General features: G+C 37.9%; 15 protein-coding genes. 8 read left to right on the plus strand and 7 right to left on the minus strand.

Annotated features, from left to right (window positions below; translation table 11 throughout):
- Nucleotides 1–520: Ger(x)C family spore germination C-terminal domain-containing protein (locus RT445_RS13960; protein WP_313470733.1), on the plus strand; the 520-nt coding region annotated here is incomplete at its 5' end.
- Between the two features lie 31 nt (nucleotides 521–551).
- Here the strand turns inward: RT445_RS13960 and RT445_RS13965 are convergent.
- Nucleotides 552–1,307 (minus strand): class I SAM-dependent methyltransferase, encoded by a 756-nt coding sequence (locus RT445_RS13965; RefSeq protein ID WP_274793347.1) that lies wholly within the window; start codon nucleotides 1,305–1,307, stop codon nucleotides 552–554.
- A gap of 261 nt (nucleotides 1,308–1,568) precedes the next feature.
- Here RT445_RS13965 and RT445_RS13970 point away from each other — a divergent pair, with 261 nt between their 5' ends.
- From RT445_RS13970 to RT445_RS13980, 3 genes are all read left to right on the plus strand, one after another.
- The gene (locus RT445_RS13970) at nucleotides 1,569–2,444 is read left to right on the plus strand and encodes an AraC family transcriptional regulator (RefSeq protein WP_274793348.1); all 876 of its coding nucleotides are present in this window, start codon (nucleotides 1,569–1,571) and stop codon (nucleotides 2,442–2,444) included.
- Nucleotides 2,441–3,016 carry a GNAT family N-acetyltransferase gene (locus RT445_RS13975; protein ID WP_274793349.1) on the plus strand — a complete coding sequence of 192 codons (576 nt, stop codon included), beginning with the start codon at nucleotides 2,441–2,443 and terminating at the stop codon, nucleotides 3,014–3,016. Before RT445_RS13970 ends, RT445_RS13975 begins: the two co-directional genes overlap by 4 nt.
- 123 nt (nucleotides 3,017–3,139) lie before the next feature.
- Nucleotides 3,140–3,568, plus strand: a complete 429-nt coding sequence (locus RT445_RS13980) for a hypothetical protein (RefSeq protein WP_274793350.1) — start codon at nucleotides 3,140–3,142, stop codon at nucleotides 3,566–3,568.
- Nucleotides 3,569–3,680: 112 nt separating this feature from the next.
- On the opposite strand, the gene RT445_RS13985 is transcribed toward RT445_RS13980, so the two are convergent.
- Nucleotides 3,681–4,526, minus strand: a complete 846-nt coding sequence (locus tag RT445_RS13985; protein WP_274793351.1) for an alpha/beta fold hydrolase — start codon at nucleotides 4,524–4,526, stop codon at nucleotides 3,681–3,683.
- A gap of 154 nt (nucleotides 4,527–4,680) precedes the next feature.
- Between RT445_RS13985 and RT445_RS13990 the strand changes: the two genes are divergently transcribed.
- Complete coding sequence (locus RT445_RS13990) at nucleotides 4,681–4,959, plus strand: hypothetical protein (RefSeq protein WP_274793352.1); 279 nt, start codon at nucleotides 4,681–4,683, stop codon at nucleotides 4,957–4,959.
- A gap of 1 nt (nucleotide 4,960) precedes the next feature.
- Nucleotides 4,961–5,446, plus strand: a complete 486-nt coding sequence (locus tag RT445_RS13995; protein ID WP_274793353.1) for a tetratricopeptide repeat protein — start codon at nucleotides 4,961–4,963, stop codon at nucleotides 5,444–5,446.
- 258 nt (nucleotides 5,447–5,704) lie between these two features.
- Here the strand turns inward: RT445_RS13995 and RT445_RS14000 are convergent, their stop codons facing one another.
- From RT445_RS14000 to RT445_RS14015, 4 genes are all read right to left on the minus strand, one after another.
- Nucleotides 5,705–6,748: a phosphotransferase family protein gene (locus RT445_RS14000; protein WP_274793354.1), complete on the minus strand. Its 1,044-nt coding sequence runs from the start codon at nucleotides 6,746–6,748 to the stop codon at nucleotides 5,705–5,707.
- A gap of 13 nt (nucleotides 6,749–6,761) precedes the next feature.
- Entirely contained in the window at nucleotides 6,762–7,538 is a 777-nt protein-coding gene (locus RT445_RS14005; RefSeq protein ID WP_274793355.1) for an SDR family oxidoreductase, read from the minus strand.
- Nucleotides 7,535–8,770, minus strand: a complete 1,236-nt coding sequence (locus RT445_RS14010; protein ID WP_274793356.1) for an acyl-CoA dehydrogenase family protein — start codon at nucleotides 8,768–8,770, stop codon at nucleotides 7,535–7,537. Before RT445_RS14010 ends, RT445_RS14005 begins: the two co-directional genes overlap by 4 nt.
- 137 nt (nucleotides 8,771–8,907) lie before the next feature.
- Nucleotides 8,908–9,801: a LysR family transcriptional regulator gene (locus RT445_RS14015; RefSeq protein ID WP_274793357.1), complete on the minus strand. Its 894-nt coding sequence runs from the start codon at nucleotides 9,799–9,801 to the stop codon at nucleotides 8,908–8,910.
- Between the two features lie 140 nt (nucleotides 9,802–9,941).
- On the opposite strand from RT445_RS14015, the gene hutG reads away from it, so the two are divergent.
- Both hutG and gltS read left to right on the plus strand, forming a co-directional pair.
- A complete protein-coding gene (gene hutG / locus RT445_RS14020) occupies nucleotides 9,942–10,907 on the plus strand; it encodes a formimidoylglutamase (protein ID WP_274793358.1) in 966 nt (321 codons plus the stop codon).
- A complete protein-coding gene (gene gltS, locus RT445_RS14025) occupies nucleotides 10,904–12,088 on the plus strand; it encodes a sodium/glutamate symporter (protein WP_274793359.1) in 1,185 nt (394 codons plus the stop codon). The genes hutG and gltS overlap by 4 nt, the downstream gene beginning before the upstream one ends.
- A 49-nt stretch (nucleotides 12,089–12,137) precedes the next feature.
- Here gltS and RT445_RS14030 read toward each other — a convergent pair.
- Nucleotides 12,138–12,575: polysaccharide deacetylase family protein (locus tag RT445_RS14030; protein ID WP_313470736.1), on the minus strand; the 438-nt coding region annotated here is incomplete at its 5' end.

Genomic DNA, 12,575 nt, shown 5'->3' on the forward strand with positions numbered 1-12,575 from the left:
GGCTGTTTTTAAAAATTATAAGCTTATTGGTTTTTTGACAGAAGAAGAAAGCAGAAATTATAACTTTTTACACAATAATATTAAGAGTACCTTTGAAACGCTTGCCTGCCCTGAGCAAGGGAAAATATCGACAGAAATTATTCAATCTTCAACAAAAGTGACAGGACGTATTCAGCATGACATTCCCTCGATTACGATTCAACTGGATATTGAACAGAACGTCGCTGAAATAAGCTGCCCTCTAGATTTAACCAAGCCCAAAACCATCGATGCTCTAAATAAAGCAACGAGCAAGCAAATTAAGGAAAGTATAGAGCGCACAATCCAAACGATTCAACAAACCTATCAGGCTGATATTTTAAAATTTGGCGAAGTACTACATCGTGAGGATTATAAAGCTTGGAATCGAATAAAAAAAGATTGGTCGACTCTTTATCCAGAGCTAGAGGTTAATCTTGTAGTCGATGTCCAGACAAAAGGAGTAGGTACCGCAACAAAATTAAAACTCAATAAAAAATGACCAGTCGCTACGATGACTGGTCATTTTGTTTTTAGCGAACAGCTTCAAATGTCATGAGTGACGTTTCTTGACTTGGCTGTTTAGTATACATGTAGTTTGCTGAACAAGTAATAGTAGTGAAACCAATACTTTGTAATAGAAATTTAAATTCCTCTACACCATACCAACGCAATGGGAACTTTTGTAGTTCCGTATCCACTAATTTTCCTTGTCGCCATTTTTCATATTTTAATACTGTTAATGTTTTCTGCTCCACCCAGTTCATGGCTATCGATTTTCTTTCAAGCGCAATTCCTTCATCTTCCGAAATTTGATAATAGGTTGTCGCCATTTCTCCCGTTTTCCAGTCTGTCGGAAATAATAAATCAATGATAATCCGTCCACCAGGAACTAGATGCTGATACATACACGTTAACGCAGAAACAGCCTCCTGATAACTTTCGATTAAACAGAACGAGCCAGTAGGCATAACAATCGCCTCGTATAGCCTACTTAATGAAAAATTACTGACATTGCCCTCATAAAGCACTGGTGTCAGCCCTCTTTCTAGACATTGTTTTCGACAGGAAGCTAGCATTTCCGGAGAATAATCAATCCCCTCTATATCAATGCCTTTTTCCTTTAAAGGAATATAGAATCGACCAGAGCCAACTCCAGCTTCAAGTACCTTACCTGTAATACCCTGCAATCGTTCTAGATAATATTCAATATCCCCACCAAGGGAGTATCCTACTGGTTTTGTAAAATCATAAAGCTCTGTGCTTAACGGTCCGTAATTTTTGTACATTTTTTCTCCTCCGATTGTTGCGGAAGAATCAAATTTTTAATCCCCCCACACCTTCATGTTATTTAGTGTAAATACAGAGCTGACTTTCATTATATACCACTCACTTTCTTGTAAATTTAGTTAAATTATACATTTATTAATTAATTTTCTCAATGTTACTATTGATTTCTAGTTGATGACAATTTAATGTACGAAATAGCACAAATTATCAAAAGCTCATCCACCATAAACGGTAATATAGAGGCAAGAAAGGATGATGGTATGGATTATTTTGAAAGAATTCAAAACGCCATAGAGTTTATTGAGGAAAACCTTCAGGAAAAGTTAATGATTACAGCTATTTCTTCCCAATCTTACTTTTCACCATTTCATTTCCAAAGACTTTTTCAGGCCATTACAGGTTTTTCGGTGCAGCAGTATATTCGGAATAGGAGGCTTTCAGAAGCGGCTTTCCTCTTAAAAACAACCTCACAAACTATACTTGAAATTGCAATCAACTTTCAATATGGTTCTCAAGAGGCATTCACAAGGGCATTTGTACAGTATTTCGGAATTACACCTGCTAAATATCGAAAAGGGGCCTACTCCATACCACTTCAAGCCAAAATGAACTTTTTGGACTATAAATTGGAAGGAGAACTCCCTATGCAGCGACCAGAAATACTTCAATTATCTAAAAAACTAATCGTGGGCTATGAATACAAAACAACATTACAAGACGATCACTATTATGGAGATATTTCAGGCTTTTATTTGAATTTTGGTCAACAAAAATATTATGAGCGCATTTCCTATAAAGTTGCTCCTAATATAGCATATGGAATTTCTTCACACTTTCAGGAGGATGGGCAATTTTCCTTTATTGTTGGAGAGGAAGTTAAAGCATTTAAAGATCATGTAGAGGAAGGTTTTATTCATCTTGAAATTCCAGCTGGTAAATATGCTGAGTTTTCATTGACTAGTACTGCAGAGGGAATACAAAATACGAGACGTTACATTTATGGAGTATGGCTTCCCCATTCTCATTATGAGCGAGATACTGGTCCTGACTTTGAAGTAACTGACGTCATGCACTCTACCTATCCACATGCTTTAAACATGAAAATTTATATTCCCTTAAAGGAGCAACCATCATGATAATTGAAAAAGTATTTAATGAGTTCCCAATCTTAGACTCAACAAATCTAGAACTCAAAAAAATAGAAGACATTCATATACAAGAGATATTCGCTATTTATGATAATGATAAGGTTTTTGAGTACTGTGGAATTATCCCCAAACACAACCTGCAAACTGTTCAAAAAATGATAGGCCATTTTGAACGAGATTATATGAAGAAAAGCAGAATAAAATGGGGAATTTTTGAAAAATCTCAACGCGAAAAATTAGTTGGCATTATCGAAGCAATGGATTTTAATCAAAAAGTAAATATGGTGACAATCGGTTACTATTTAGCTGAAACATCTTGGGGAAAAGGTATTGCAACAGAGGCACTTCAAATCGTTGTAAAATTTTTATTGGAGGAAGTTCATGTTCATCGAATCCAGGCAGAGGTTATGCCTTTAAACGAGCCTTCGAAAAAGGTGCTGCTAAAAAATGGCTTTATAAAAGAAGGTCTATTACGACAAGCTACAGTGTGGTCCGGTAAAGGGGTTGTTGATTTAGAAATATATGGACTATTGAAAGATGATTATAGTAAAAATGACTAGACTCTATTTGTGAGTCTGGTCTTTTCTTTTAATCTTCAGATAAATGGACGTTTTACCATCTTCCAGAAGGCTCTATGACATAGATTAGAAATAGATAAATGACATAAAGGAGCGTTGTATGAAATGGATGACAATAGATATTTAACACGAATAAATTGGGAATTTAATAATTATCATAAATTTGCTAAATGCTATTGTGAATCAAAGAACTATTACTTAGGCCAATATGATGGCAATGATCATTTGGCTGAAGAAGATTCCTATAAAATCAAATATTATAATAGCCCTCAATTTGAAAAAACAGTCCAGGAGAAAGGTCAGAGCAAAAAGCATTGTGAAAATTGTATCTGTCATCATTTAGAATGTTTCGAACCAGGGACATTAGTAGATGTTTTCCTATCTGATGGCACAAGATTTTTACGTATTTATTTCCTCTACTTCGATTCCCAAAACTGCTGTGGGAATTTCCTTCAAATCGAAGGAAATAGACTGCCTGTCATCATTGATTGCCGTAAAATTGAAGCGATTCGTAAAAGCTGTACAGCAAAATAACTCTTTGGCTCTTCCCTTTTTGGAAGTAGCCTTTTTGGAAGTAGCCTTTTTTGCAAAACATAATAAGGAATAAGGCCGGTTATACGCCATATAGCGTAACCAGCCCTCATAATTATTCTTTTTTGATCCATTGTATAAGTTGTTCATCGAAATACGCAGGTTCTTCAAACATTGGATTATGACCGCTTTTTTCAAAAATGACTTTCGTTACGTGGGGAACTTGATCTACTGTTTCCCATAAGGCTACAGGTGCAACTAAGTAATCATACTTGCCTAAACCTACAAAGATTGGCTTATGGAATTGGTGTACAAGTTGACTTAGATTCTGCTGGGCAAAAGCCACACCCCAAAGATAATCAATGATTTCCATATTCGTATCAACGTCTTCCCACATGGATGCGGCATTAAAAGTATAATCATAGAAGCTATGTGCCCCCATACGAATACACATATGAACAAAGCGTCGTTTGGGGTCCTGTTCAATATCCTGCTCCAACAAAGCAATATCTTGCTCAAATTGTTTTTTACGCGCTGCACTTGCATGTGTTTCAAAATAGGAAATGCTTTGCTGCTGTCTCTCTTGGCTATTTGTTGGGGCTGTATTCAATAGGATGACTTTTTCAACATGCTGGGGATAGGCTATAGCATACGTCATCGCCATAAATGCGTGACCTGAATGTCCTAAAATAATCACATTATCCAGCTTTAGTATTTGCCTAGCTTGTTCAATATCTTCAACTATTTTATCTAAAGTATAATCTTCTTGTTTCATAGGTCGTTTTGTTGATTTCCCAAATCCTCGATGATCTAAAAAAATAAGTTGAAAATGTTGGGATAATTCCTGTGAAAACAGACGTGGATAATAAATACTACTACCCACAATTAGAATGGGCTGACCATGCCCCTTTATACAATAGTTCAATTCAAATCCATCACAAACCATTTTATTATATGTCATATTGGTATCCTCTTTTCTTTTTTTGTGCTATCACGCCCTTTCCTCTTGGTGTTCCCGTGTCTTTTCCATTGAACGATCTAGCATTCTATTCACCTCAAAGATGGTACTTTTACACAAACAATACCATTTGTAGCGCTTTCTAGCAATTAGTATCATGTATAATGAACAAAAGGAGGAAGTATATGAAGGAAAGTCTAATGGTGCGGCTGAAAGCATTCCTTCTCATACTAATTATGTAGAGTTCATCACAACATTTGGGGGCGCCTATGCCGGAATAGCGGTCCATGCTTTTTCTAATGGTTCCAGTATCGGAAATGAAACCGTTGTTAATTTAGCGCTAGATTTTCGTCAACAATTCCTCGATTATCTACCTCCAAATATTCTAGCTACTAACTATGTTTATGAATGGGAAAACAACAAAGGAGTTAAATAAAATGGATAAACAATTAGAACCTATTATTACGTTAAGAAAAAATGGCCAGCTTGAGGAAGCTAATCAATTAATGGTAGCTCTACTAAAGGGAAACCCTGAAAATGGCTACTATCAATTTCAATGTGCCTGGACATACGATTCTTTAGGAAAAGAAAAGGAAGCAGTTCCACACTATGAAAAGGCGATTGCATTAGGACTTGAACCTGATGTTTTAGTTGATGCCTACCTCGGATTAGGTAGTACCTATCGTACTCTAGGGCAATATGAACAAGCAAAACAGATACTTGAACAAGCCATGCACGAATTTCCGGAAGCTGAGCATGTCAAAGTCTTTTACGCCATGACACTCTATAATCTTGGCGAGCATAGTAAATCAATGGAAACATTGCTAAATACATTAGTACGGACAACCAGTCATCAAGGTATAATCGATTATAAAAAAGCTATTCACTTCTACAGCGATAAGCTTGATCAAATATGGTCATAATATTAAACGGGTTCTCGAATGAACCTGTTTTTGTTTTGCCACCGCCTTTCTCATAGCCCTTTATAAGTGAGAAAATGTATGATAAAATAAGAACACACATTCGCTCTCTCTTATTTTTTTACGGGCGATGTTAGGTTATGTAAATAGGTCTTCGTGCGAGAAGTCATACATAGATAAAAAATATAGCGTCGGATAATCTGTTATAAATGCCTATAAAAAACAGCTACTTTTGGTGAAAAGTAACCGTTTTTCTATTCTTTATATCGATTCTGAGGCTTGTTGAATTAATGCAGCCACCATTTTATCCATTTGGGCAAAGCGATCATCCTGTGTTTGCCCTTTCACATAGCGGTAATAAATTTGCTGACAAATGACGGCTAATTTGAAATAAGCAAATGTACAGTAATATTGAATGTTTGAAACGTCTCGCCCGCTTTTCTCTGCGTAGCGTTCAATAAATTGCTGTCGTGTATAAAAACCTGGCATGATGGTTACAGGTGGTTCACCAAGTGCATGTAACAGCATTTTCGGGTCATCCGCCTGCATCCAGTAACTCATCGCCACGCCGACATCTGCTAGTGGATCCCCTACCGTCGTCATTTCCCAATCGAATAGACCAATCATTTCAGCATAATCATTAGAGAACATGGCATTATTCAATTTATAATCATAATGAATAATTGTTGCCTCTTTATTATTTGGAACATGTTTCTTTAACCATTCTGTCAAAGTAGCTACTTCGGCAATCTCTGCCGTTTTCGCCCTTTCATAGCGCTCGATCCAGCCATGGACTTGTCTTTCCATAAATCCATCAGGCTTCACCATATCCTTTAATGATGTATCTTGATAAGGGATGGCATGAAGTGCAACTAAAGAGTCGACCATCATTTCAGACAACTGGCAAGCTAGTTCCTCTGAAGGTACTGTACCTGTTGGAAAATGTGTATCCAGGACAACACCTCTTTTGCGCTCCATTAAAAAGAAATCACTGCCAATAATATCGGAATCCTCCACATAAACATACGGCTGTGGAACCGCTTTGAAGAAAGGATGCAATGCCGATAATATTGTAAATTCTCGCTTCATATCATGTGCCTTCTTGGCAACTGGTCCAAGTGGTGGTCTACGAAGAACGACTTCAAAATCAGCTATTTTTAAACAATACGTTAAATTAGAATGTCCTGCACTAAACTGTGTTATTTCCAGTTTCCCCTTTGGAAGTTCAGGAAAATGATTTGCTAAAAAGGCTTGTAATTTAACAGCATCTAGACGCTCACTTGCCCTTACTTGCATTGTATCCATTTTATTTTCCCCCTTATATAATGGAACTCATGCCTCCATCTACTACAATGACATCACCTGTTACATAGTCTGAAGCTGGGGCCGCTAAAAATAATGCTACTCCCTTGAGATCATTTTCTGAGCCTAAACGTTTTAAAGGTGTAACCCCCATCAAATAGTCTTGTCCACGTTCAATTAAAACATTGGACATTTTTGTTGGGAAAAACCCAGGTGCAAGGGCATTGACATGAACACCGTGTGGTCCCCATTTGACCGCTAAATCCTTCGTTAATGTGATAACAGCCCCTTTACTTGCATTATAGGCAATGGTATCCATAAAGGCTGGTAAGGTACCACCCAGTCCTGCAATCGAAGCAATATTAATGATTTTGCCGCTTTTTTGCTCTAACATAATTTTGCCAACTGCTTGACTCATCAAAAAGGTCCCATTAACATTGACATCAAATACTTTTTGCCAGGCTTCATAAGGCATATCAATAGCAGGTGTGCCCCAAGATGCCCCACTGTTATTGACTAAAATATCAATCTTACCGAATGTTGTGATCGTTTTAGCCACCACATTAGCAATATCCTCAGGCTTTGTGACATCACAAGCTAACGCTAATGTTTGGACACCTAATGTTTCAAGTGCTGCGGCAACCTCCTCACAGGCTTCTACTTTTCGTGAGCATAGAACTACATTGGCCCCTGCCTCTGCAAATCCTTGGGCAATTTGCGCACCAAGACCACGGCCACCACCTGTTACAATAGCTGTTTTACCTTGTAAGCTAAATAACTCAAGTACTGTCATTTCACCAGCTCCTCTTGTTTAGTCGCATGTTTTTTTAATTCCAGCTTAGCAATAGTATTTCGATGTACTTCATCTGGTCCGTCTGCTAAACGCAATGTGCGAGAATTCGCCCACTGTGCCGCAAGCGTTGTATCGGGTCCGACCCCTGCCGCGCCAAATGCTTGGATAGCTCGATCAATGACGCGCAGTGCCATATTAGGTGCAACCACCTTAATCATCGCAATTTCTGCTTTCGCCTCTTTATTCCCCACCGTATCCATCATATAAGCTGCCTTTAAGGTTAAAAGTCTTGCCTGTTCAATATCGATGCGAGATTCAGCAATACGCTCACGCATTACCCCTTGATCTGCTAATGGGCGATGAAAGGCATGTCGCTGTTGTACCCTTCTACACATTTCCTCCAATGCACGTTCAGCTGCGCCAATTAGACGCATACAATGATGTATTCTTCCTGGACCAAGACGACCTTGAGCAATAGCAAAGCCTTTGCCTTCTCCCCACAAAATATTGTCTACTGGTACACGCACATTCGTAAATGTCACCTCACCATGACCCTCTGGCGCATGATCGTAACCAAAAGCCGTCAGCATCCGCTCTACTTTTACCCCTGGTGTGTCCATTGGTACTAGAATCATAGACTGCTGCTCATGGATTGGTGCTGTTGTATCTTTATGCTTTCCCATAAAAATGGCCACTTTACAGCGTGGGTCACCAGCACCTGTTGTCCACCATTTATGGCCATTTAAAATGTATTCATCCCCATCTCGCTCAATGCTTGCCTCAATATTCGTAGCATCACTGGATGCAACAGCAGGCTCGGTCATCGCAAAGCAAGAGCGAATTTCTCCTTTTAGTAACGGTTCAAGCCATTGCTTTTTTTGTTGGGCAGAGCCGTACCGTACAAGCACCTCCATGTTACCTGTGTCAGGCGCATTACAATTGAAAACTTCTGGTGCCAGAAGGGAACGCCCCATAATTTCACATAAAGGCGCGTATTCTAAATTTGTTAAACCTGCCCCATATTCGCTATCTGGTAAAAATAAATTCCATAATCCTGCCTGCTGTGCCTTCTGCTTTAGCTCGTCCATAATCGGTGGAATCGCTCCCCAACGATCCTCCATTGCTTCAACCTGTGCCGTATAAACTTCTTCATTTGGATAAATGTATTGCTCCATAAAATTCGTCAGCTTGTCTTGTAACTCCACCACTTTTTCACTATAAGAAAAATTCATGGAAGATACCCCCTTTGCTTGAATTTTGATAAAATGAATGAATGTTCATTTTCATTCTTACATTAAATGTTACCGCTATATTTTTGGTAAAGCAATGCTTTATTTCGTGAATTTTCTAATATAACAGAAAATTATTTCTATATTGTCTTTGTTTCAAAATACTGCAAAATGTCTTGCAACAATTGACGAATGGCCAAAGGTAAATGACGCTTTTTTAAATACACCAAATAAACATTTCGACTTAGATTTGCCCCTTCAATTTCTTTTTTTATAATGGTTTTAGCTGTCGGGCCTTGTAAATAATTTTCCGGTAAAATAGTTACTCCTAAATTTTCTCGGACAAGGGAAACAGCTGTTTCAAAGCGTTCAATTTCAAATTGAATATGAATATTTTTACCTGCCTGTTCAAAGGTATCTAAAATATCACGTCTTGTTTGAAAGCCTTCCGTACTAATAATAAATGGCTCTTCACTTATATCAGAAATAGTTACTTTTTCTTTTTTGGCTAATGGGTGGTGTAATGGTAACACTGCAACCAATCTCTCTTCATATAAGGTTTTGACTTCCAACTCTGGATCATCCATCAACTGATTGGTAATGATTAAATGAGTTTTATAGCTCTTTAAGGATTTTTTCACACGCTTACTGCCTAAAATGTCAACTAAATGGATGATCATTTCTGGATAATCTTTTTTATAATTGGCAATAACTTTAGGCAACCAATGCTTAATAGATTCCATGACACCTATAGTGATTTCCCTCGTACCGTGGATAATGACTTCATCCATTTCAATTTTTAGCACTTCCATATTTTTTACAATAACTTTTGCACGTTCAAATAACACCTCACCCGCTTCTGTTAACTGCAAATTTCTCGTATTTCTCTCCAATAAAGGTGATCCTATCTCCTCTTCTAATTTTTTGATGGCATTACTTAATGATGGCTGTGAAATATGCAGTCTTTCCGCGGCTTTTGAGAAATTCATATGTTCTGAAACGGCAATAAAATAGTGTAATTGTTTAATATCCAAAAGCAAAATCCCCCTTCATTTATAGCTAAAAGCTATAGATTAATATTAATTATATATTAGTAATTATAATTATGTGAATATATAATGAATTACAACAATACTTTTTCTACAATAATATTAGCAATGGGGTTGATAAGGTTATGTATACACTAACAGATCAAAAACAATGGAAAGGCCGTATAGATTCTACGACAAATAAAAGTAGCTTTCGTTTACATCAAAAAGTACAAAGATTAGCGATTAATGATGTAAGCGCTTCAGCGAAGAAAAGTGCTGCACTAGTTGGGTTTATCTGTGATGAAGGGGTACGTCGAAATCAAGGTCGTGTAGGAGCTGCAAATGGCCCAAATGCACTGCGAGAAGGGCTATCTAGCTTACCGTGGACGTTTGAGGACGAGCAGCAAATTATCGATGTCGGCAATGTCGTTTGTCTCAATCATGCTTTAGAGGAAGCACAGCATGAGCTTGGCGAAGTTGTCGGAACCGTATTGCAAAAGAACTTACAATGTGTGGTGCTTGGTGGTGGACATGAAACACTGTATGGCCATTATTTAGGCGTTCGCTCTGCCTTACCAAAGGAGGCTAAGGTTGGTATCATCAATATCGATGCCCACTTTGATTTACGACCATACGATGAACAACCTTCTTCAGGTACCATGTTCCGTCAAATTTTAGAGCAGGATCCACATACCGATTATTTTGTCGTTGGTATCCAACGCTACGGCAATACAAGAGAATTATTCGAAAAAGCAGATGAATTAAATGTGAAGTATATTTACGAAGATCAAATGACCGTAGCCAACCAACAGCAATTAATGGATGACCTACAACACTATATGGATCAGCATGATTATATTCTTTTAACATTATGTATGGATGTCTTGAATGCAGCATTTGCTCCAGGTGTAAGTGCTCCTTCACCATTTGGACTTGATCCATCCACTGTACGTTCACTACTACAAAAAGTAACGGCACATCCTCATACACACTCATTTGATATTTGTGAGGTCAATCCGTTACTAGATGAAAATGGTCGCACTGTAAAACTAGGGGCATATTTTGTCTATGAAGCATTAAACAACTTACTTGGGGGGCAAGGCTCATGATCGAAATAAATCAAATTACAACTGTGTTTTTAGCCGTTGCACTCTTTGCATTGGGTAGCTTTCTCATTAATAAAATAGGATTTTTAAAACGTTTCTGTATTCCAGCACCAGTTGTGGGTGGCTTGCTATTTGCCGCCCTTGCAACGATTTTAAAGACAACAGGTGTTATAGAAATTTCACTTGATACTTCATTACAAAGCTTATTTATGATTACATTCTTCACTACAATTGGATTAGGGGCAAGCTTTAAACTAGTGAAGCTCGGTGGTAAATTACTTATTATTTACTGGCTAGCATGTGGCTTCCTCGCTTTAATGCAAAATGTGATTGGTGTTTCTCTTGCCTCACTCATGGGCATACATCCTTTAATCGGAATGATGGCTGGCGCAGTTTCAATGGAAGGTGGTCATGGGGCTGCCGCTGCATTTGGACAAACATTAGAGGATTTAGGTATTTCTTCTGCCATGACAATAGGTGCTGCTGCCGCAACATGTGGTTTAGTTGCCGGTGGTTTAATCGGAGGTCCAATTGTAAAATACCTAGTAGGTAAATACAATTTAACACCGGATGAACAAGAGTCTGAAGAAATCGACTATGAAAATAAACAGGAACAAATTACTTCTGAATCGTTCTTTACACAAGTATTATTAATTACTTTCTGTATGGCTGTTGGGACATATGTTGGGACATTATTCTCAGAAGCAACAGGGTTCGTCCTACCAGGTTATGTCGGAGCTATGTTTGTCGCTGTATTAGTGCGTAATATTATGGATAAATTCAAACCTGAAGCCATTAATATGAAAAGTATTTCCTTAATCGGGGACGTGACATTAGGTATTTTCCTTTCAATGGCGCTAATGAGTATCAAATTATGGGAAATTGCTGATTTAGCTCTTCCTTTATTCATCATCGTCTTTGCACAAGTATTCTTTATCGTTGTATTTAGTACTTTCGTGTTGTTTAAATTACTCGGCAAAAATTACGATGCCGCTGTAATGGTTGCCGGTTTTGCAGGACATGGCTTAGGAGCAACCCCAAATGCCATGGCTAATATGTCAGCCGTTGTACAACGTTTTGGTCCATCTAAAAAGGCCTTTCTCGTGGTACCAATTGTCGGCGCATTTTTAATCGATGTGTTTGGTATTCCTATTATTATTACAACGATTAATTTATTTAAATAAACAACAAGCCGTGTATAGGTCTCTACAAGACTATTACACGGCTTTACTATTATTGTAAAATCTCACTTACCGTTACAAAGTCGTAGCCTTGTTTTTGTAAGTATTGCATAACATTTTCTAGACCATTCGCTGTCGTTTGATGAATATCATGCATTAAAATAATGCTACCATCTTTAACAGATGCTTTAACAGAAGCTAAAATCTTATCTGGATTGTGGTGCTTCCAATCCAGCGTATCAATCGACCATAAAATGGACGGAATAGTTATGACGGAACGGACTTGCTCATTCGTCGCTCCATAAGGTGGTCGAAAAACGGTAGGATACTGCCCAATGGCCGTATAAATGGCATTACTTGAGCCATTGACTTCTTGTTTAACACCCGCTATAGATAAAGTCGTTAATTTCTTATGGCTTAACGTATGACTACCAATTTCGTGTCCAGCCTCATAAACCTGCTTGACGATCGTTGCATTTTTTGAGACATT

Source organism: Lysinibacillus sp. (genome assembly GCF_032093475.1).
In the GTDB taxonomy this organism is placed as follows: Bacteria; Bacillota; Bacilli; order Bacillales_A; family Planococcaceae; genus Lysinibacillus; species Lysinibacillus irui.

What these genes read in the sequence shown, in the direction of transcription:
- RT445_RS13965 (WP_274793347.1), bottom strand. Translation starts at nt 1,307, where the DNA reads ATGTACAAAAATTACGGACCGTTAAGCACAGAGCTTTATGATTTTACA.
- RT445_RS13970 (WP_274793348.1), top strand. Translation starts at nt 1,569, where the DNA reads ATGGATTATTTTGAAAGAATTCAAAACGCCATAGAGTTTATTGAGGAA.
- RT445_RS13975 (WP_274793349.1), top strand. Translation starts at nt 2,441, where the DNA reads ATGATAATTGAAAAAGTATTTAATGAGTTCCCAATCTTAGACTCAACA.
- RT445_RS13980 (WP_274793350.1), top strand. Translation starts at nt 3,140, where the DNA reads ATGGATGACAATAGATATTTAACACGAATAAATTGGGAATTTAATAAT.
- RT445_RS13985 (WP_274793351.1), bottom strand. Translation starts at nt 4,526, where the DNA reads ATGACATATAATAAAATGGTTTGTGATGGATTTGAATTGAACTATTGT.
- RT445_RS13990 (WP_274793352.1), top strand. Translation starts at nt 4,681, where the DNA reads ATGTATAATGAACAAAAGGAGGAAGTATATGAAGGAAAGTCTAATGGT.
- RT445_RS13995 (WP_274793353.1), top strand. Translation starts at nt 4,961, where the DNA reads ATGGATAAACAATTAGAACCTATTATTACGTTAAGAAAAAATGGCCAG.
- RT445_RS14000 (WP_274793354.1), bottom strand. Translation starts at nt 6,748, where the DNA reads ATGGATACAATGCAAGTAAGGGCAAGTGAGCGTCTAGATGCTGTTAAA.
- RT445_RS14005 (WP_274793355.1), bottom strand. Translation starts at nt 7,538, where the DNA reads ATGACAGTACTTGAGTTATTTAGCTTACAAGGTAAAACAGCTATTGTA.
- RT445_RS14010 (WP_274793356.1), bottom strand. Translation starts at nt 8,770, where the DNA reads ATGAATTTTTCTTATAGTGAAAAAGTGGTGGAGTTACAAGACAAGCTG.
- hutG (WP_274793358.1), top strand. Translation starts at nt 9,942, where the DNA reads ATGTATACACTAACAGATCAAAAACAATGGAAAGGCCGTATAGATTCT.
- gltS (WP_274793359.1), top strand. Translation starts at nt 10,904, where the DNA reads ATGATCGAAATAAATCAAATTACAACTGTGTTTTTAGCCGTTGCACTC.